16 protein-coding genes are annotated in these 19,092 nt (G+C 72.9%); 7 read left to right on the top strand and 9 right to left on the bottom strand.

The features are described from left to right. The first annotated feature begins 2 nt into the window (after positions 1 to 2). Entirely contained in the window at positions 3 to 1,331 is a 1,329-nt protein-coding gene (locus tag ABZ386_RS13105) for an acyltransferase (RefSeq protein WP_358964747.1), read from the top strand. Here ABZ386_RS13105 and ABZ386_RS13110 read toward each other — a convergent pair. Continuing rightward, complete coding sequence (locus ABZ386_RS13110; protein ID WP_358964748.1) at positions 1,213 to 2,955, bottom strand: pyruvate dehydrogenase; 1,743 nt, start codon at positions 2,953 to 2,955, stop codon at positions 1,213 to 1,215. The two genes, ABZ386_RS13105 and ABZ386_RS13110, sit on opposite strands and share 119 nt — an antisense overlap. Positions 2,956 to 3,021: 66 nt before the next feature. After that, entirely contained in the window at positions 3,022 to 4,212 is a 1,191-nt protein-coding gene (locus ABZ386_RS13115) for a protein phosphatase 2C domain-containing protein (protein WP_358964749.1), read from the bottom strand. Positions 4,213 to 4,591: 379 nt separating this feature from the next. Between ABZ386_RS13115 and ABZ386_RS13120 the strand changes: the two genes are divergently transcribed. Together ABZ386_RS13120 and ABZ386_RS13125 are read left to right on the top strand one after the other, a co-directional pair. After that, positions 4,592 to 5,125 (top strand): hypothetical protein, encoded by a 534-nt coding sequence (locus tag ABZ386_RS13120; RefSeq protein ID WP_358964750.1) that lies wholly within the window; start codon positions 4,592 to 4,594, stop codon positions 5,123 to 5,125. Between the two features lie 240 nt (positions 5,126 to 5,365). Beyond that, a complete protein-coding gene (locus ABZ386_RS13125) occupies positions 5,366 to 5,848 on the top strand; it encodes a DUF456 domain-containing protein (protein WP_114256071.1) in 483 nt (160 codons plus the stop codon). Between the two features lie 22 nt (positions 5,849 to 5,870). On the opposite strand, the gene ABZ386_RS13130 is transcribed toward ABZ386_RS13125, so the two are convergent. From ABZ386_RS13130 to ABZ386_RS13155, 6 genes are all read right to left on the bottom strand, one after another. Next, positions 5,871 to 6,365, bottom strand: coding sequence for a methylated-DNA--[protein]-cysteine S-methyltransferase (locus tag ABZ386_RS13130; RefSeq protein WP_351335086.1), 495 nt, complete (start codon positions 6,363 to 6,365; stop codon positions 5,871 to 5,873). Next, a complete protein-coding gene (locus ABZ386_RS13135; RefSeq protein WP_351335084.1) occupies positions 6,365 to 7,777 on the bottom strand; it encodes an AlkA N-terminal domain-containing protein in 1,413 nt (470 codons plus the stop codon). The genes ABZ386_RS13130 and ABZ386_RS13135 overlap by 1 nt, the downstream gene beginning before the upstream one ends. Positions 7,778 to 7,851: 74 nt before the next feature. After that, a complete protein-coding gene (gene rsgA / locus ABZ386_RS13140; protein WP_351335081.1) occupies positions 7,852 to 8,958 on the bottom strand; it encodes a ribosome small subunit-dependent GTPase A in 1,107 nt (368 codons plus the stop codon). A gap of 205 nt (positions 8,959 to 9,163) precedes the next feature. Continuing rightward, positions 9,164 to 10,657, bottom strand: a complete 1,494-nt coding sequence (locus tag ABZ386_RS13145) for a cellulose-binding domain-containing protein (RefSeq protein WP_358964751.1) — start codon at positions 10,655 to 10,657, stop codon at positions 9,164 to 9,166. Positions 10,658 to 10,888: 231 nt separating this feature from the next. Beyond that, positions 10,889 to 12,217, bottom strand: a complete 1,329-nt coding sequence (locus ABZ386_RS13150; protein WP_351335075.1) for a radical SAM protein — start codon at positions 12,215 to 12,217, stop codon at positions 10,889 to 10,891. Between the two features lie 138 nt (positions 12,218 to 12,355). Next, positions 12,356 to 13,363, bottom strand: a complete 1,008-nt coding sequence (locus ABZ386_RS13155; RefSeq protein ID WP_358964752.1) for a hydroxyacid dehydrogenase — start codon at positions 13,361 to 13,363, stop codon at positions 12,356 to 12,358. A 157-nt stretch (positions 13,364 to 13,520) separates the two neighbouring features. Between ABZ386_RS13155 and ABZ386_RS13160 the strand changes: the two genes are divergently transcribed. Further along, on the top strand, positions 13,521 to 14,777 hold the full coding sequence (locus tag ABZ386_RS13160) for a D-arabinono-1,4-lactone oxidase (RefSeq protein ID WP_358964753.1): 1,257 nt from the start codon (positions 13,521 to 13,523) through the stop codon (positions 14,775 to 14,777). 33 nt (positions 14,778 to 14,810) lie between these two features. On the opposite strand, the gene ABZ386_RS13165 is transcribed toward ABZ386_RS13160, so the two are convergent. Then, positions 14,811 to 15,176, bottom strand: a complete 366-nt coding sequence (locus ABZ386_RS13165; RefSeq protein WP_355721555.1) for a helix-turn-helix domain-containing protein — start codon at positions 15,174 to 15,176, stop codon at positions 14,811 to 14,813. A gap of 219 nt (positions 15,177 to 15,395) precedes the next feature. On the opposite strand from ABZ386_RS13165, the gene ABZ386_RS13170 reads away from it, so the two are divergent. The 3 genes from ABZ386_RS13170 (at position 15,396) to ABZ386_RS13180 (ending at position 19,077) form a co-directional block, all read left to right on the top strand. Further along, complete coding sequence (locus ABZ386_RS13170; RefSeq protein WP_351335065.1) at positions 15,396 to 16,139, top strand: ANTAR domain-containing protein; 744 nt, start codon at positions 15,396 to 15,398, stop codon at positions 16,137 to 16,139. Between the two features lie 204 nt (positions 16,140 to 16,343). Then, positions 16,344 to 17,591, top strand: a complete 1,248-nt coding sequence (locus tag ABZ386_RS13175) for an ROK family transcriptional regulator (RefSeq protein WP_351335062.1) — start codon at positions 16,344 to 16,346, stop codon at positions 17,589 to 17,591. A gap of 220 nt (positions 17,592 to 17,811) precedes the next feature. Further along, positions 17,812 to 19,077: a sugar ABC transporter substrate-binding protein gene (locus ABZ386_RS13180; RefSeq protein WP_355721560.1), complete on the top strand. Its 1,266-nt coding sequence runs from the start codon at positions 17,812 to 17,814 to the stop codon at positions 19,075 to 19,077. Positions 19,078 to 19,092 lie beyond the last annotated feature (15 nt).

The following is a 19,092-nucleotide window of genomic DNA, read 5'->3' on the forward strand; positions in this document are numbered from 1 at the left end:
GCATGACCATCGCCACCGCCGGTCCGGCGCGGCTGGGCTGGCTGGACGCGCTGCGCGGCCTCGCGGCGCTCGTCGTGGTGTTCGACCACTCGGCGTACACCTTCCTGGCGGACTTCCGGCGGGAGCTGATGCCGCAGTTCAACACCAGTCGCTACGGCATCATGGTGTTCTTCCTGGTGAGCGGCTACATCATCCCCGCGTCGCTGGAACGCCGGGGCTGCGTCCGGACGTTCTGGATCGGACGGGTCTTCCGGGTGTACCCGCTGTGGGCGGCCGTCGTCACCGTGTACCTCGCCGTCGTTCTCCTGGGCCTCGCGGAGGGGCGTGACCTCGGCGGGCAGAGCGCGGCCGCGGTGGCCGTCGCCCATGTCACGCTGCTGCAGGAGCTGCTGGGGACGCCCAGTGTGCTGCTCGTCCTGTGGACCCTCTCGTACGAGATGTGCTTCTACCTGCTGGTCGTCGCCCTGTTCACGGTCCGTCGGCATCGCGGGTCCGCGTCCGCCGCCGTCGTCCTGGCCGTGCTCGCCGCGGTGAGCGTGGCGGTGGGAGCGGTGCCGCCGGCCTCCGCTCTGTCCGGCAGGGCCGGCACCGGCCCGCTGATCGCGTGCGCGTCGGTCGCCATGGTGGTCGCCATCGGCTGCGCGAGTTCCAGGTCTCCCGTGCTGCGGGCGTTCGGGGGCGTGCTGGGCGGGGTGCCGGCGCTGGTCCTGGTCCCGTTCAACGGCACGATCCCGCTGTGGGAGGGTCTGGTGATCCTCGCCGTGATGTTCCTCGGCACCGCCGTGCACCGTGCCGAGCACGGTCAGATCACCTGGCGGCGTGCGGCGGGCGCCGCCCTCGTGGTGGTCGCGTGTGCCGTGGCGAGTGCCTACCGGTACGGCGACGGCGACCACTTCACGCGGCGCGGCTGGATCACGGCGTTCCTGCCGGCCGTGCTCACCTTCGGCGCCGGGCTGGCCGCGCGCCGCCGGCGGATCCCGCGGGTGCTGACCGGCCTGGGAACGATCAGCTACTCGGTCTATCTGGTGCACCCGGTGCTGCTGGCGGTGATCGACGGCACGGTCGGCCGCCGCCGGCCGGACCAGCTCGCACTGCTGGTGGCGTTCTTCGCCGTCCTGCTGCCCCTGTGCGTGCTGACCCACCGGTACGTCGAGGCGCCGGGCCAGAACTGGGGCCGCAGGCTGGCCCACCGCCTGCGGGACCGCGACGCTCCTAAGGCCGCGGCACGTTGCGCAGGTTGGAGCGGGCCATCTGGAGCATGCGGCCCACGCCGCCGTCCAGGACGATCTTGGAGGCGGACAGGGCGAACCCGGTCACCATCTCGGCCTTGATCTTCGGCGGGATGGACAGGGCGTTGGGGTCGGTGACGACGTCGACGAGGGCCGGGCCCTTGTGTGTGAAGGCGTCCTTCAGCGCACCGGCGAGGTCCTTGGGCTTCTCGACGCGTACGCCGTAGGCGCCGCAGGCGCGGGCGACGGCGGCGAAGTCGGGGTTCTTGTTGGCGGTGCCGTAGGACGGGAGCCCGGCGACCAGCATCTCCAACTCGACCATGCCGAGGGAGGAGTTGTTGAAGAGGACAACCTTGACCGGGAGGTCGTACTGCACGAGCGTCAGGAAGTCGCCCATCAACATGGAGAAGCCGCCGTCGCCGGACATCGACACGACCTGCCGTTCTCGGTCGGTGAACTGCGCGCCGATCGCCATGGGCAGCGCGTTGGCCATCGAGCCGTGGGAGAAGGAGCCGATGACGCGGCGGCGGCCGTTGGGTGAGATGTAGCGGGCGGCCCAGACGTTGCACATGCCGGTGTCGACGGTGAACACGGCGTCGTCGGAGGCGACTTCGTCGAGCACGGACGCCACGTACTCGGGGTGGATCGGCACGTGCTTGTCGACCTTGCGGGTGTACGCCTTCACCACCCCCTCCAGCGCGTCCGCGTGCTTCTTCAGCATCCGGTCGAGGAAGCGCCGGTTCTTCTTCTCCTGGACGCGCGGGATCAGGCAGCGCAGCGTCTCCCGTACGTCGCCCCACACCGCGAGGTCCAGTTTCGAGCGGCGGCCCAGGTGTTCGGGCCGGATGTCGACCTGGACGATCTTCACGTCGTCGGGGAGGAAGGCGTTGTACGGGAAGTCGGTGCCGAGCAGGATCAGCAGGTCGCACTCGTGGGTGGCCTCGTACGCGGCGCCGTAGCCGAGCAGTCCGCTCATCCCGACGTCGAAGGGGTTGTCGTACTGGATCCACTCCTTGCCGCGCAGCGCGTGCCCGACCGGGGACTTGATCTTCGCGGCGAACTCCATGACCTCGGCGTGCGCGCCGGCCGTGCCGCTGCCGCAGAAGAGGGTGACCTTGCCGGCCTCGTCGATCATCTCGACGAGCCGGTCGATCTCTGCGTCGCCGGGGCGGACGGTCGGCCGGGAGGTGACGAGGGCGGTCTCGGCTGCCTGCTCCGGGGCGGGCCGGTCGGCGATGTCACCGGGCAGGGTGACGACGCTGACGCCGCTGCGGCCGACGGCGTTCTGGATGGCCGTCTGCAGCAGCCGCGGCATCTGCTCCGGGCTGGAGATCATCTCGCTGTAGTGGCTGCACTCGGCGAACAGCCGGTCGGGGTGGGTCTCCTGGAAGTAGCCGAGGCCGATCTCGCTGGAGGGGATGTGCGAGGCGAGGGCGAGGACCGGGGCCATGGAGCGGTGGGCGTCGTAGAGGCCGTTGATGAGATGGAGGTTGCCGGGGCCGCAGGAGCCGGCGCAGGCGGCGAGGCCGCCGGTGATCTGGGCCTCGGCGCTGGCGGCGAAGGCGGCGGTCTCCTCGTGCCGGACGTGGATCCAGTCGATGGCGGAGTTGCGGCGGACGGCGTCGACGACGGGGTTGAGGCTGTCGCCGACGACGCCGTAGAGGCGTTTGACGCCGGCGCGGGTGAGGATGTCGACGAACTGTTCCGCGACGTTCTGTTTGGCCATGGTTCTCGTCTGCCCCTTCGGTCTCCTGGGATCCCTCCGGGTTCCATCAAGTCACACCGGGCGCGGTCACGCCTCCCACACCGCCGCGGCTGTACGGTCGTCGGCATATCCCTTGACCCGGACTTGGGAGTCGGCGAGGAAGGCCGCGAGACCGGGCGGTTCGGGGCGGGACCACCGGTCGCCGAGGTACTCGCACAGTTCGGGTTCGCCGCGCAGCGGGTCGGCGAGGCCGCTGCTGCACATCAGGAGCGTGTCGCCCGGGCGGGCGACGGAGGTGCGGAAGCGGAAGGGTTCGCGGGGTGGTTCCGGGGCCGGTTCGTAGGGGCTCGGCGGGGTCGGGATGCCCAGGTCCATGGTGAGCCGGTCGCCCTCGGGGGTCTCGGAGGGCGGCGAGCCGAAGCCCAGGACCGGTTCGCCCTTGATGTCGGTGACCTGCGGTTCGATGTCCTGCCACTCGCCTTCGCGCAGCCGGAACAACCCGCCGGGTCCGACGCCGAAGAACACGCGCGTACGGCACTCGGGGTCGGCCGGCAGCAGCAGGCAGCGCAGGCCGGCCGCGTACTCCTCCGGGTCGACGCCCTGTTCGGCGGCGCTGGCGCGGAGTTTGCCGAGGCTGCGGTCGGTGAGGCGGTGCAGGCCGGACTTGAGGTCGCCCCGCCGGCCGGCCCTTATGTCCTCGACGAGCCGGGAGTGACTGCGCCCGACGGCCCGCCCGATCCAGTGGCAGGCCTCGGCGGCCGCCCGGTGCGCGCCCGGCGTGGCGCGGGCCCCGGTCGCCATCGCCACCAGCAGCAACGCGTGCTCGCCCGTCCCGAAGCGGGCGGTGAGCAGCGAGTCCCGGCGGGGCTCCCCGCGATACCGCGCGGAGTCCCCGCGCACCGACACGGCCCGCAGGGTGCAGGCCCCGTACCGCGCCCCGTCGAGCACGGTGTCCGCGACGAGGTCATCGAGATCATCGGGATCCGCGACCGGCAGGGCGGTGGGTTCGGCGTCGTAGGTGGGGGGCCGCGAACCGACGTACCCACGGGGCCGGGGGCCGGTCGCGGGGGGCTCGATCCGGGGGGTGGGGGCGTCGGACGGGGGCTCGGTGGGGGGCTGGGTGCCGAGGTACCCACCGGGCGGTGGGTCGGTCGCGGGGGGCTCGATCCGGGGGGTGGGGGTGTCGGACGGGGGCTCGGTGGGGGGCCGGGAGCCGACGTACCCGCCGGGCTGAGGGTCGGGGCGGTCGGACGGGGGCTCGGTGGGGGGCAGGGGCATGGGTGGCGGTGCCGCGGGCGGTGGGCCGGCGGCTGTGAGGAACGCGCTGCTGCCGGGCTCGGCGGCGGCCGTCGGCGGCGCGACCTTGTCAGACGGCGTCGGCGGCGCGCCCCCCTCGGGCCTTTCCTCCACCGCACCCGAGGGGTCCTCCCGGACCGGCCAGGACGGGGGGAGGGCGGGCGGCGGGGGCGTCCGCGGGGCGGGGGGCGTCGTCGCGGCGGTCTGCCTCGGGCTCTCCGAGGGCCTGGGGGGCTCGGGCGGCGGGGCGGGAGCCGGCGCCCCGGGCGCCTGCGGCGGTCCGCCCGCAGCATCGGACGGCGACTCGGGAACCCTGCCCCCGGGCGCCTCCCCCGGGCTCCCCGAAGGCCCAGGAGCCCCGGTGCCCGCCGACGAGGAGACGGAAGCCGCCCCCGCCGACGTCGCCCCCGGGTTCCCGGAAGGCCCGGGAGACCCTGAAGGCCCGGGCCGTGAGGACGTGCCGCCGGTGGGCGGGGGCTCGGGACGCCGCTCGGCGCGTCCCGGTGGCTTCGCGGGGGTCGGGAAGGTCACGGGGCCCGTCGGACGACCCGGCGGCGGTTCCCACGGCGCGCGCCAAGGAGCCCGGTCCGAGGGCCGGTCACGGGCCTGGTCGGGGGCCCGGTCGGCGGGACGCGCCCCCGGCGGCGTCTCCCTCGCCTCGTCCGCCCCGGCCCTCGGCATCGGGACGACCCGGTCCGTGTCCCTCCGGTACGGCCGGTCCGTCACCATGTCCGTGCCGGGAGCGGGCCGCTCGTCGCTCGCCGGGGAAACGCCCTGGTCACCCACCGCCCCCGCCGCCGAGGCGAAACGGTCGTCCAGGGAATCGGGGGCCGGTGCGGGGCCCGTGTCGCCGGTGGAGTCGTCGTACAACTGCCCCCACCAGTCGTCCTCGTGACCGGTGGGCCTTCCCCCCTGCTGGCTCATGCCCCTAATTGTCCACCGCACGAGCCGGATGAAAACGGTGCTTGGGGAAAAACCGGCCCGCCACCCCGAGACGAACGGCGCGTCGAGTGAGCCGTAGAACGGCCATGCGATACCGGGACGCCCCGGGTGCCGCACCCGGCTGACCTGCGCGTCTGGGCCGCCGCCACGCTCCTGACCTGCGTCTTCTCCCGGCTTCCGGCAGTCTGGTCAGATGGGAGTGTGGGACCTCCTGCTGGTCGGGCTGGTCATCCTGCTCGGTCTCTGCGGAGTGCTGGTGCCCGCGGTGCCCGGGTCACTGCTGGTGTGGGCCGCGGTGATGTGGTGGGCGCTGCAGGACCCGCAGCCCGTCGCCTGGTGGGTCCTGGTGGGTGCCACGGCCCTGATGTTCGTCTCCCAGGCCGTGCGCTGGGCGCTGCCGCCCCGGCGGCTGCGGGCGAGCGGCGCCAACCGCCGCATGCTGGCGTACGCCGGAGCGGGCTCCACCCTCGGCTTCGTCCTGCTGCCCGTGCTCGGCGCGATCCCCGGCTTCCTGGCCGGCATCTACCTCTACGAGCGTCTCCGCCTCGGCCGGCACACCGACGCTGTCGCCGCCCTGCGCACGGTGATGCGCGCGGGCGGCTCCAGCATCCTGGCCGAACTGTTCACCTGCCAGCTGATCGCGGCGACCTGGGTGGGCGCGGTCTTCTGGGGATGAGCCCTCACCGGCGACAGGGCCCTCAGGGGCGCAGCACACCCTCGTGCGTCAGCAGCCGCACCTTGCGGTCCAGTCCCCCCGCGTATCCCGTCAGCGCGCCGTCCGCCCCGATCACCCGGTGGCACGGCCGCACCACCAGCAGCGGATTGGCCCCGATCGCACCGCCGACGGCCCGTACCGCCGCCCGGGGGGCTCCGATCCGCGCGGCGATCTCGCCGTAGGTCGTGGTCGCCCCGTAGGGGATGTCGTCGAGGGCGGCCCAGACCTTCTCCCGGAAGGCGGTGCCCTCCGTGCGCCAGGTCAGCCGGAACTCCTTCAGCTCCCCGGCGAAGTAGGCGGCGAGTTGCTCCTCGGCCTCGCGGAACGGCCCGGGGTCCCGCCGCCAGTCGTCCCGCACCTCGCGCCCGCCCTTCTGCCCGGGCACGGACAGCGAGGTCAACTCGCCGCTCGGGGCGGCGGTGAGGAGCAGCGGCCCGAGGGGGCTGGGGACGCTCGTCCAGTAGGCCGGAGGGTTCATCAAAGCTCCAACTCCCCTGCTGCGCGCAGGTGGTTCAGGGCGTACGAGCGCCAGGGGCGCCAGCTGTCGGGGACGTCCGTGCCGGGCGGGGCCACGTCCGGGTCGCCGAGGGCGCGGGTGCGGATCGCGGCGACCGTACGGGCGTCCAGGCCGGGCACGGCACGCAGGGCGTCCTGCGCGTCGTCCCGGTCGGCGCCCGGGTCCAGGCGGACGGCGTGGTCGGCGAGGGCGGTGGCGAGCGCGCCGAGGGTGCCGTCGGGCTCGGCCCCGGCGAGGAGGGCCGGCTCGGGGAAGAGGTGGGTGAGGCCGCCGCAGGGGGCGTCGAGGGCCTTGCCGTAGCGGCGGACGAGCCGTTCCGCCTCCGCCCGGCCGACCAGGGCGCGCACGGCGAGTTCCTCCGGGTCGGCGGCGCCCGGCGAGCGCAGCCCGGGGCGGGCGGCGACCAGGGGCGCGAGGCGCGGGTCGGCGGCGAGGCGCTCGTCGACGGCGTAGGGGTCGGCGTCCAGGTCGAACAGCCGCCGCAGCCGCTGGACGGCGGTGGTCAGGTCGCGGGGGTCGGTGAGGTGCAGCCGGGCGTCGAGCCAGCCGCCGGGGTGGGCGCCGAGCCCGGTGCGCGCGCTGCCGGGCCGTTCCTCGACGGCGGCGATGCCGGTGCCGTACGGCAGGCGGAGCGTACGCCGGTAGGTGCGGGCTCCTGGTGGGCCGGTGACCTCCTCGATGCCGGGTACGGCCTCGCGTTCCAGCAGGTCGAAGACGGGGCCGGCCTGGTAGGGGCCGCGGTGGGCGAGCCGGAGCGGGATGCCGGCGCCCGGGGTGGCCGTGCGGCGGCCCCGGCCGGTCTTCGGCGCGGCGGCGCGCAGCTCGCTCGGGGTGGAGTCGTACACGGCGCGGATCGTGTCGTTGAACTGCCGCACGCTGGCGAAGCCCGACGCGAACGCGATCTCGGTGACCGGCAGCGCGGTGGTCTGGAGCAGGACGCGCGCGGTGTGCGCCCGCTGTGCCCGGGCGAGGGCGACCGGCCCGGCGCCGAGTTCGGCGGTGAGCTGCCGCTGCACCTGCCGGGCGCTGTAGCCGAGCCGGGCGGCGAGACCGGCGACTCCCTCGCGGTCGACGACGCCGTCGGCGATCAGCCGCATGGCCCGGCCCACCACGTCCGCGCGGACGTTCCACTCGGCGGAGCCGGGCACGGCGTCCGGGCGGCACCGCCGGCAGGCCCTGAAGCCCGAGCCCTGCGCGGCGGCGGCCGTGGCGAAGAACCGTACGTTGGCCCGCTTCGGGGTCACCGCGGGGCAGCTCGGCCGGCAGTAGATGCCGGTCGTTTCGACGGCGAAGAAGAAGGCGCCGTCGAAACGACCGTCACGGCTGCGTACGGCCTCGTACCTGGGGTCTTCCCTCGTGTCCTGGTCCCTCACGGTGTCCAGTCTCCGCCGTCGGCGGGGATGCCGCTGGCGGAAATCGGACACGGCGCTCGCGGGACACCGCGCGGTTACGAACGCCAGTGCGGGCCGCGCTTGGCCTCCATCGCGGCCCTGCCGATCGCCCCCTTCCGCTTCCAGTCCTTGCGGATCTCGGCCCGGAGCCGGGCGTCGGTCTTGGCGACGATGCGCTGGTTCTCCCGCAGCAGCTTGCGGTAGCTGTGCAGCCGCCGCTGCGGCAGCTCACCGGATGCGACGGCGGCCTGCACGGCGCACCCCGGCTCGGCCTCGTGGGCGCAGTCGTGGAAGCGGCACCGCTCGGCCAGTTCCTCGATCTCGGAGAACACCTGCCCGACGCCGCTCTCGGCGTCCCACAGGCCCACGCCCCGCAGTCCGGGCGTGTCGATGAGGACGCCCCCGCCGGGCAGCGCGAGCAGGTTGCGGGTGGTGGTGGTGTGGCGGCCCTTGCCGTCGACGTCGCGGGTGGCCTGGACGTCCATGACGTCCTCGCCGAGGAGCGCGTTGGCGAGGGTCGACTTGCCCGCGCCGGACTGGCCGAGCAGGACGGACGTACCGCCGCCGACGATCGCCGCGACCACCTCGAGCCCCTCCCCGTCCCGCGCGCTGACGGTCACCACCGGCACGCCGGGCGCGCTGGTCTCCACGTCCTGGACGAGGTGGGAGCGGGTGACGGCGTCCGGCACGAGGTCGGCCTTGGTGAGGACGACGACGGGCTGCGCCCCGGACTCCCAGGCGAGCGCGAGGAACCGCTCAATGCGGCCGAGGTCGAGTTCGAGGGCGAGGGACACGGCGACGACGGCGTGGTCGACGTTGGCCGCGAGGATCTGCCCCTCGGACCGCTGGGAGGAGGTGGAGCGGACGAACGCGGTGCGGCGCGGCAGGTACGCGCGGACGTAGCGCGGGTTCCCGCCGGGCTCGACGGCGACCCAGTCGCCGGTGCAGACGACCCGCATCGGGTCGTGCGGCGTGACGAACGCGGTGTCGGCGCGCAGCACCCCGCCGGCGGTGACGACGTCGCACTGCCCGCGGTCGACCCGGATGACGCGTCCGGGCAGGAGTCCTTCGGTGGCGTACGGGGCGAACGCGTCCGCCCATGCGTCGTCCCAGCCGTAGGGAGCGAGCGCGGAGAAAGCGGATGCGGCGGAGCTGGAAGTCAAGGGTGACCCTTTCCAAGGTCGGCCCCCGGCCCGACGGTCGGTCGGATCAGCCGGCGGCCATGGAGGTGGACGTGATGATCTGGATGCGGGCAGCGCTCATCGCAATGACAGCCATCGGTCAACACCTCCTCGATCCTCGACTCTTCGGGACGCCCCGGCACTCGGGGGAACCTCCGTCACGGTATCCCGTCACGGCACAGTCGCGTCAACCGCTTTTCGCGCAGTCGTCCCCGTTCAGCGCGAAGTCGTACGGCGGGGAGTTCTTGCCGCGCCAGGAGGCCAGGAAGCCGAAGGCCAGATTGCCGCCGGCGGGGACCGACTTGTTGTAGTCAGCGGCGGTGGCGGTGACGCGGGAGCCGTCCTGGGAGACGGAGGCGTCCCACATCTGGCCGACGTGCTGGCCGTCCCGGAAGGACCAGGACACCCGCCAGGAGTCGAGGGCCTTGCTGCTGGTGACGGTGACGGTGGCCTGGAAGCCGTCGGGCCACTGGTTGACCAGGTCGTACTCGACCCGGCAGGTGGGATCCGCGCTCTCGTCGGCTCCGGACCGGCCGGCGGGCGAGGAGGTGCCCTGCGGTGCGGTCCGGCGGCTGCTGCCCTCCGGCTTGCCGGGCTCGTCCGGCTGCTCCGTGTCCCCGGTGGCCCGGTCGGCCGGCTTCGAGGTCGCGGGCGGCAGGGAGGGAGCGGACGGCAGGGACGGGCCGGGGCCGGCCACCGGCTGCCGGCCGGCGTCGTCGCGGGCCCCGAGATCGCCGCCGGAGCCACCGAAGGGCATCATCGAGACGCCGAGGGCCAGGAGGGAGACCAGGACGGCGGCGACGAGCAGGCCGCTGCGGGCGACGCGCGCCTTCTGCGCCCCGTCCTCCTCTTCCGCGGCCGCCTGGTCCGGCCGGCCGGGCCGGCCGGCGCCGAGGCGCACCTCGGCGGCGCGGCGGCGGCGCTCCAGGTAGGCGAGACCGCCCCAGCCGATCACCCCGCCGGCCAGCGCCCCGGGCAGTCCGCCGCCGTGCAGGCGCAGGCAGGCGGCGGCCTCGGCGCACTGCACGCAGGTGGCGAGGTGCCGGGAGAGGTCGCCGGGGGTGTCGGCGGCGGAGGAGCGGGTGACGGCGTCCAGCAGCCGGGCGTAGCTGCGGCACCCGGCGTCCATCGGCGTGTCGAGGTGGTTGCGGTGGCAGCGGTCCCGGAACAGGGTGCGCACCTGCTGGAGTTCCTCGGCGGCGGTGGCCGGGTCGAGGCCCAGGCGGCGGGCGACCAGGGACAGCGGCAGCGCCTCCACCTCGGCGAGCCACAGCAGTTCGGCGTCCGCCTGCTGGAGGTCGCGCAGGCCGCGCAGCGCGAGCGGGCGCCGCAGCGGCGGGCCGGTGTAGCGGGCGGCCTTGTCCGAGTTGAGCCACAGGCGCAGGTCGGGGTCGAGTTTGTGGCCCTGCCCCTCCTCCTCCCAGGCCGCGGCCGTGGTGCGCACGGCGGTCAGCAGCAGGGGTATGCGGGGCAGCCGGGCGGGGCGGCGGCCGGTGGCGCGGACCGGCCCGGTCTCGGCGGCGCGGGCCTCGCGTATGCCGTGTGCGAACGCCTCGCGGCCGAGCTGTGCGGCGGCGGTGGAGCCGGACGTGCACAGGTCGGCGTACGCGAGGACCGCGTCCCAGCACTCGGAGAACAGCGCGGCCTCGGTGGCGTCCTGAGGGGTCGGCAGGTCGGGCATGGGTCTCCTGCATCCACAAGCGAGGTCAACTCACCGAATTGGCAGTGGAGTTGGGGGGAACCTCGGGGCAGGGCCAGAGCTTTTCACGCCTCCCACACAACTGACAAGCGCCCTGTTCAGATATCAGGACAGGGCGGCGCGCCCCCTGGTTCCGGCCTCCGTATGCCGTACGGACGCGGCCGCCCTGTGACTCAACGCCGTACCGCAATGATGGACGACGTCACCGAAGCGTTATACAAGCGGGGTGGGTTCGTCCGCCGGGAGGCTGTCCATGAAGGAGCTGACCGAGAAGACCGCGTTGCCGGCTCCGGGCGGGCCGTAGCCGGGGGGCGAGGAGAGGCCGAAGTCCTCCATCGTCTGCCGGTACGCCTGGAGCAGGCGGATGTGGTACTCCAGGGGCGCGCCCTGCGGGTTGGCCTTGCCGAGCGGGGTCGTGGGCTCCGGGCACCAGGTGGTGAAGCGGGGCGTGATGCCGTGCGACATGAAGAAGCGCAGGCCCTCGGTGGTGGAGGCGATGGCCTCGTCGACCGTCTTGAAGCCGAAGGGCTCGGCCATCTCGACTCCGGCGACGAAGTTCGGGATGACATTGCGCGCGCCGAAGACCTCGGCGGAGTCCAGGATGCGCTTGTGCCACTCGTCGCGGCCGACGTACCGCTCCTTGCCGGGGCAGTACATCTTGAACAGGTACTCGTCCCACACCTCGTAGTTGGGGTGGTAGATCTGCACGCCGTAGTCCTTGAACCGCTGGACGTCGTCGCGCGGGAGGGCCTGGGCGACGACCTTGCCGATCCAGCGGCCGGGGAAGCGCTCCTCGATGGCCTTGGCGTAGTGGCCGTAGAAGTCGGCCTCGTCGCGGCCGGAGACCGTCTTGGTGATGGCGCCGCCGGTGAGGGTGTAGGCGGTGGAGGCCTTGGCGGTGTCGTAGCGGTCGATGATCTCCAGGGCCTCGAGGACCTCCTCGACGTCCTTCACGCCCGTGTAGGGCCGGCCGGCGGCCTTGTGCTGGCGCCAGTTGTGGTTGATGTCGCAGTACTGGCACTCCTCCTTGGCGCCGAAGTACTGGCAGACCCGGAAGACGGTCAGGTAGATCAGGTAGCCCCACTGGATGGTGGGGGCGACCTCCATGACCGACTTCCCGTTGGACAGGGTGTGCCGGTAGTACTCGGGCATCGGCGGCACGCCGACGTCGGAGATCCGCCTGCCGTCGAGGTAGAGGCCGAGGACGCCGTCCTCGTTCGCGGCGACGCGGTAGGGCGAGGCGGGGTTCACCCGGACCGAGACGACCGTGCGGCGCAGGTCGTAGGGGCCGCCGGTGAGGATGATCTCCTCGGGCGGGCGGCGCAGCGCGGCCTCGCCCAGCTCGGGCAGGGTGCCGTGGTCGAAGGAGAAGATGAAGTACGACTTCGGCTTGACCTCGCCGCCCTCGTTGTCGCTGAGCGCGGACGGGTCGAAGGCCACGCCGCCGCGGAGCAGGTCCTCCTTGAAGACGGCCTCCCGCGGGACGTGCGGGAACCGCTCCATCAGATCCTCGACCAGCGCGGTACGGCTGCCGCTGCCCATCCCGTCTCTCCTCCCGGCTCGGACGTACGACTCCTCACGGTATGCCCATGGGTGCGCGGGGGCGGTACCGGGTCCCCCCGAGCCGGGGGAATGACGGGATCGTGGCGGTTTGCCGGGTTGCGGGTGGCGGTCGTCGCGTCAGGCCGCGTGCTCCAGCGCCGCCGGGTCGACGGCGTGCGCCAGTTCTCCCCCGGCCAGCAGCCGTTCGGCCTCCTCGGCGACCGCCAGGCCGAGCCGGGCCAGCTCGTTGCCCTGGGAGCCCGCGAGGTGCGGGGTGACGAAGGCCCCGGGCAGGTCGTAGAGGGGCGAGTCGGCGGGGAGCGGCTCGGGGTCGGTGACGTCGAGGACCGCGGTCAGGCGCCCCGAGCGCAGTTCGGCCACGAGGGCGTCGTGGTCGACCAGCGCGCCCCGGGCGGTGTTGATGAGCACCGCCCCGTCGGGCATCAGGGCGAGTTCGCGGCGGCCGATCATGCGGTGGGTCTCGGGTGTCTCGGGGGCGTGCACGGTGACGATGTCGCAGGTGCGCAGCAGTTCCTCGAGCGGCAGCAGGGGCACGCCCAGCGCGGCGGCCTCCTTCTCGTCGACGTACGGGTCGGTGAGCACCGGCCGCAGGTCGAAGGGGCGCAGCAGTTCCAGGACGCGGCGGCCGATGCGGGAGGCGCCGATGACGCCGACCCGGCGGCCGTGGTTGCCGATGCCGGGGATGACGCCCCAGCCGGCGGAGGCCCGGGTCGCGCGCAGCCGCTCGCGGGCGGCGAAGACGTCCTTCCCGGCGAGCAGGATCACGGCGAGGGTGTACTCGGCCACCGGCAGCGCGTTGGCGGCGGCGGCCGAGGAGACGGCGATGCCGCGCCGCCAGATCCCTGGCGTGGCGAAGGACTTGACCGAGCCGGCCGAGTGCAGCACCGCCCGCAGCCGGGGAGCCGCGTCGAGGACCGTCCCGTCGAGCCGGGGGCAGCCCCAGCCGGTCACCAGGATCTCGGCCCGGGCGAGCGCGTCGCGCACACGCGGGTCGGTGAAGTCCCCGGCCACGAGGGCCGGGTCGATGTCCACGGACGCCCGCAGCCGCGCCAGCACCTCGGGCGGGAAGACCTGCGGCACGTGCTCGGCTGCCATGGCGAACAGTGCCTGGGGGCGCTGGCTCAAGGAGGTGACCTTCCGGCTCGGCGAGACAGGTAGTAACCGCTCTCTACAGGGCGTCCACGGTATGCGGCCGGGGCGGCGACGGCAATGGACGAGAGGCCGGGGTAGGTTCCGGCGGGGGGCTCTGCCGGTCCCCGCTGCCTCGGGGAAGGACGACGCGATGAACGGCACCGTGACCAACTGGGCGGGCAACATCACCTACGCGGCCAAGGAGGTGCACCGGCCGGATTCGCTCGCCGCGCTGCGGGCGCTCGTCGCGGGCAGCGGCCGGGTGCGGGTGCTGGGCAGCGGGCACTCGTTCAACGGGATCGCCGATCCGGGCGCCGAGGGCGTCCTGTTGTCGCTGGCCGGCCTGCCCCCGGAGGTGGAGGTCGACACGGCGGCCCGTACGGTCCGGGTCGGCGGTGGCGTGCGCTACGCGGAACTGGCCCGCCGGGTGCACGCGCACGGTCTCGCGCTGCCCAACATGGCGTCCCTGCCGCACATCTCGGTCGCGGGGTCGGTCGCGACCGGCACCCACGGCTCGGGCGTGCTCAACGGCCCGCTCTCGACGCCCGTGCGCGAGGTGGAGCTGATCACGGCGGACGGCCGGGCGGTGGTCATAGGCCGGGACGAGGAGCGGTTCGGCGGGGCCGTCACCTCCCTGGGCGCGCTCGGTGTCGTCACCGCGCTCACCCTCGACCTGGAGCCCGCTTACGAGGTCGAGCAGTACGTCTTCACCGAATTGCCGTTCCACGGGCTGGACTCCGGCACGTTCGAGACGGTGATGGCGACGGCGTACAGCGTCAGCCTGTTCACCGACTGGCGGGCGCCGGGCTTCCGGCAGGTGTGGCTCAAGCGGCGCACCGACCAGCCGCTGCCCGCCTTCCCCTGGGCCGCCGCGGCCACCGAGAAGATGCATCCGGTGCCGGGCATGCCCGCGGTCAACTGCACCGAGCAGTTCGGGGTGCCGGGGCCGTGGCACGAGCGGCTGCCGCACTTCCGGGCCGAGTTCGTCCCGAGCAGCGGGGCGGAGCTGCAGTCGGAGTACCTGCTGCCGCGCGAGCACGCCGTGGGGATGCTGCACGCGCTCGACGCGATCCGGGAGACGATCGCCCCTGTCCTGCAGACCTGCGAGGTGCGCACGGTCGCCGGCGACGACCAGTGGCTGAGCCCGTCCCACGGCCGGGACACCGTGGCCGCGCACTTCACCTGGGTCGAGGACACCCGGGCGGTGCTGCCGGTGGTGCGGGAGGTGGAGGCGGCGCTGGCGCCGTTCGAGGCGCGCCCGCACTGGGGGAAGGTGTTCACCGTGCCGGCGACGGTACTGCGGGGGCTGTATCCGCGACTGGACGACTTCCGGGCGCTGGTGTCGGAACTGGACCCCGACGGGACGTTCGCCAACGCGTTCGTGCGGGATGTGCTGACCCGGGCGTGAAGGCGAGGCCGACCGGAGCGGACGGCCGGGCGGTCAGGTCGTGGCGTGCGGCCGGGCGGGGGGCGTGGTCTGCGGCCGGGCGGGGGGCAGAGTGCGGTCGGCCTCGTCCTGGACGAGCAGGGAGAGCAGCGCCGCCACCGTCAGACCGGCCTCGGCGGGGTGGCGCAGCACCTTGGCCGGGTCGATCCGGTAGGTGTTGGTGCGGCCCTCCCGGGTGTGCGAGAGATAGCCGTCCTGCTCCAGGTCGGCGATGATCTTCTGAACGGCGCGTTCGGTGAGCCTGCAGTGTGCGGCTATGTCCCGGATGCGGGCGCTGTGATTGTCGGCGATGGCCGCCAGCACCCGGGCATGGTTGGTGAGGAACGTCCATCCGGTGTGTGGCTCAGGCACTCCATCCATGGTCCCACTTTAGCGACCGGGCATTCACGCAATCAAAAACACGTACTGCGTTTCATGTATTGATTGACGTGTGTGGGGTAGAGGGGCAAGGCTTGAACCGGAGGCGGGCCGACAGACAGGGAGATCAGAGCCATGCCGGAGCCTGCGTACTCTGCGCCTCGGACGCAGGAGGGCGCCGCGCCCGCGGTGACGGACGCCGCACCGGCGGTTCCGCCCTGCATGGCGACCTTGGACGTCCTGCCGGACGGCGACCGGATGACCGTGACCCTGTGGGGCGAACTCGACCTGGGCAGCCGACGGCTCCTGCCCGACCTGTACGACGTCCTCGCGCTGTCGGGCAGCGGCGTCGACCTGCGCCTGGACTCGGTCGGCTTCTGCGACTGCTCGGGTGTCAACGTCCTGCTCGACCTGCGCGTGCGCGCCCTCGACCAGGGCAAGACGGTCGTGATCCGCTCCGCCGGCCTCGCGGTCGAACGCCTCCTCGACCTGACGGGCACGCGGGAGCTGTTCACGGACGCCGCACACACGGACGGCGGCACCCCTCGGACGGACACCCGACGAACGGACGGCGACGCCCCTCGGACAGACGCCGAAGACGCCGCACACGAAGACGCCACACACGCGGACGCCGAGCCCACCGACACCGACCGCGACCACCTGCTCGCCGAAGTCGCCCAGCTGCGGCGCGCGATGCAGACGCGGCCGACCATCGATCTGGCCCGCGGCATCCTGATGGCCTCCTTCAGCCTGAGCCCCGAGGCGGCCTGGAGCGTGCTCGTCAGGACCTCCCAGAACACCAACACCAAGCTGCACCAGCTGGCCCGGGAACTGGTCGGCACCGTGCACGGCAGCACGCTGCCGGAACAGGTGCAGCGACAGCTCGCCGCGGCGGTCGCCGGCGCGGGCGCCCAGGGCGGGGCGGCCCTGTGCCACACGGCCGGCGCGGCCGAGGACGAGGGCTGACGCACCCCGCTCACCCGTTCCGGGGCATCTCCGGGGCATCATGGTCCGGCCACGGCCGGGCACCACCGGTCCCCACCAGCGGCGCACTTTATAAAGCCCCTTTCCTAACCCCTTGTCGAAAGTCCCGGGAGCCCATAGCCTTGCGCCGCGCCGGTGCCGATGTCGACCCGGCCCTGGCCGGCCTGGGAAAGGATGGGCACTCCGGTGAAGCGCACATCACGTGACATCCGCACCGCGAACCGCTACGAGGTGCTGCGCCAGATCATCGCCGCGTCGCCCACCTCCCGGCAGGAGCTGGCCGCCGCCACCGGCCTCAGCCTCGCCACGGTCGCGACCCTCGTGGGCGAGCTGCTCGACCTCCGCATGATCACGGAGGTCGGCTTCGAGGACTCGGCCGGCGGCCGCCCCCGCGGCCTGGTGGCGGTCAACGCCTCGGGCGGCGCGCTGATCGGCGTCGACATCGCCGAGACGTACGTCCACGTCGAGCTGTTCGACCTGGGACTGAACGTCCTGGCCCGGGCCGAGGAGGACGTCCGGCCCAGCGAGAGCCTGCCCGAGCAGGTGGTCGCCCATGTCGCCACCGCCGTCGGCTCGGTGGTCGCCCAGGCCGGCATCGAGGGCGCCCGGGTGCTCGGGGTCGGCGTGAGCGTGCCGGGGCAGGTCGACCGGGCCACCGGCGTCTCGGAGTACGCGCCCAACTGGGACTGGCACGAGGTACCGCTGCTGGACCTGCTCACCGAGCACATCGCCTACCCGCTGTACCTGGACAACCCGCTGCGCGCCAGCGCGGTGGCCGAGCTGTGGTTCGGGGCCGCGCGCGGGCGCGGGAACGCCGTGGTGGTCAACCTCGGGACCGGGGTGGGCGCGGGGCTCGTCCTCGGCGGCGGGCTGCACCGCGGGGTGAGCAACAGCGCCGGGGAGTGGGGCCACACCACGATGGTGCTGGACGGGCGGCTGTGCCGCTGCGGCAACCACGGCTGCGTGGAGGCCTACGTCGGCGCGCGCGGCATCATGATGAACCTGCGCGAGGTCAGCCCCGACAGCGCCCTGCTGCACCCCGAGGACCAGACGGCGACCATCGGCGCCCTGGCGCGCGGCGTCGCGGCGGGCGACCCCGTGGCGCGCCGGGCCGTCCACGAGACCGCCCGCTACCTGGGTGCGGGCGTGGCCGACCTGGTCAATCTGTTCAACCCCGAGATCGTCGTGCTGAGCAGCTGGGTCGCCCTCGCCCTGGGCGAACCGCTGCTGCACGAGGTGCGCGAGGCCGTGACCCGGCACGCGCTGCCGCGGCCGCTGGCCGCCACCGAGATCGTCCTCTCCCCGATCCCCACCGATCCGGTGTGCCTGGGCGCGGCGACGTTCGCGCTGGAGGGCGCGCTCCAGATCGTCGGGCAGAAGAACGGCAAACGCACCACACCCGTGAGGAGCCGCACCGCCGCACCACCCTCGTGACGGCGGAAGCAACTCCTCCGCGAGACCCGCGTGTTCGAAATGACGAACCGGACGCAACGCTTCGAACAGACTTCGTCCAACCCCTTGCCGAAGCCTTAGTCGAAGCTCTAGCGTCCCGCACCGCACCTCTCTTTGAGCCAACCGGCGCGAGCCACCGGGCCCCGCGCCCTCAGGCAGTGAGCCGCAGAGCCGCAGCCGCACTCGAGACAAGGACGTCAGCATGTCGGCATCGAGCAACATGAACTGGGACCGCCGTACCGTACTGCGGGCCGCGATGGGCCTGGCCGCCGCCGGTGGACTGGCCGCGTGCGGCAGCAACACCGGCCGGGGCGGCGGCTCCGGGTCGGGCAAGGGCCTCGTCCAGTACTTCCACGCGTACGGCGAGGCCGGCGTGGAGCAGGCCGTCAAGCGTTACGCGAAGGCCTACAAGGAAGCCAACGTCACGACCCAGTGGATCACCGGCAACAACTTCGAGCAGAAGCTCTTCGCCGCGCTGCTCACCGAGAACGCGCCGGACGTCTTCGAGTTCCACCCGCAGATCCAGATGGTGAAGAGCGGTCAGGTGGCGGACCTGACCGACATCATCGACCCGGTCAAGGACGACTTCAACCCGGCCGACATCAAGTCGCACACGGTCGACGGCAAGATATACGGCGTCCGCATGATCGACGACCCGCAGTTCCTCTTCTACCGGCCCTCGCTGTTCGAGAAGGCGAAGATCGAGGTCCCCACCACGCTGGAGGAGCTGATCGAGGCCGCCGACAAGCTGACCACCAACAAGGTCAAGGGCATCTTCCTCGGTAACGACCTGACCTCGATCGACCGCCCGCTGATCTGGTCCGCCGGCGCCGACACCCTCACCGCGGACAACAAGCCCGCCTTCAACACCGACGCCGTCGCCGACGGCCTCAAGCAGCTGCGGGGCCTCTTCACCAGCGGCAACCTGCTCCTCGACGCCCCCGCCGACTCGTGGGACCCGTCGGCCTTCATCCAGGGCCTCACCGCGATCCAGTGGTGCGGCATGTGGGCCATGCCGGCCATGCAGAAGGCGCTCGGCGACGACATCGGCATCTTCCCGTTCCCGAAGGTCGGCTCGGCCGGCAAGCAGTCGGTCTACAACGGCGGCTGGTCGATGTTCGTCAACGCCAAGGGCAAGAACGTCGACGCGGCCAAGGAATACGTGAAGTGGCTGTGGATCGACCAGAAGCAGTACCAGGAGGACTTCGCCACCTCCTACGGCTTCCACATCCCGCCGCGCCTCTCGCTCGCGCAGTCCGCGGACAAGCTGAAGTCCGGCCTGCCGGCCGAGGGCGTCAAGCTCTTCAACGAGTTCGGCCACTTCGACAACATCGGCTGGACGCAGTCCATGATCGCCGCGTTCTGGGACGTGATCGCCAACACCGTCCGCAAGAACGGCGACCCGAAGGCCGCGCTCGACGCGTGTGAGAAGAAGGTCGACGCCGAGCTCAAGAAGCTCTTCGGATAGACCACCGGACGGATC

The organism is Streptomyces sp. NPDC006140, from assembly GCF_040628815.1.
In the GTDB taxonomy this organism is placed as follows: domain Bacteria; phylum Actinomycetota; class Actinomycetes; order Streptomycetales; family Streptomycetaceae; genus Streptomyces.

Excerpts from the sequence above, each read along its gene's own strand:
- ABZ386_RS13105 (WP_358964747.1), top strand. The coding sequence starts at position 3 with ATGACCATCGCCACCGCCGGTCCGGCGCGGCTGGGCTGGCTGGACGCG.
- ABZ386_RS13110 (WP_358964748.1), bottom strand. The coding sequence starts at position 2,955 with ATGGCCAAACAGAACGTCGCGGAACAGTTCGTCGACATCCTCACCCGC.
- ABZ386_RS13115 (WP_358964749.1), bottom strand. The coding sequence starts at position 4,212 with ATGCCCCTGCCCCCCACCGAGCCCCCGTCCGACCGCCCCGACCCTCAG.
- ABZ386_RS13125 (WP_114256071.1), top strand. The coding sequence starts at position 5,366 with ATGGGAGTGTGGGACCTCCTGCTGGTCGGGCTGGTCATCCTGCTCGGT.
- ABZ386_RS13130 (WP_351335086.1), bottom strand. The coding sequence starts at position 6,365 with ATGAACCCTCCGGCCTACTGGACGAGCGTCCCCAGCCCCCTCGGGCCG.
- ABZ386_RS13145 (WP_358964751.1), bottom strand. The coding sequence starts at position 10,657 with ATGCCCGACCTGCCGACCCCTCAGGACGCCACCGAGGCCGCGCTGTTC.
- ABZ386_RS13150 (WP_351335075.1), bottom strand. The coding sequence starts at position 12,217 with ATGGGCAGCGGCAGCCGTACCGCGCTGGTCGAGGATCTGATGGAGCGG.
- ABZ386_RS13160 (WP_358964753.1), top strand. The coding sequence starts at position 13,521 with ATGAACGGCACCGTGACCAACTGGGCGGGCAACATCACCTACGCGGCC.
- ABZ386_RS13165 (WP_355721555.1), bottom strand. The coding sequence starts at position 15,176 with ATGGATGGAGTGCCTGAGCCACACACCGGATGGACGTTCCTCACCAAC.
- ABZ386_RS13170 (WP_351335065.1), top strand. The coding sequence starts at position 15,396 with ATGGCGACCTTGGACGTCCTGCCGGACGGCGACCGGATGACCGTGACC.
- ABZ386_RS13180 (WP_355721560.1), top strand. The coding sequence starts at position 17,812 with ATGTCGGCATCGAGCAACATGAACTGGGACCGCCGTACCGTACTGCGG.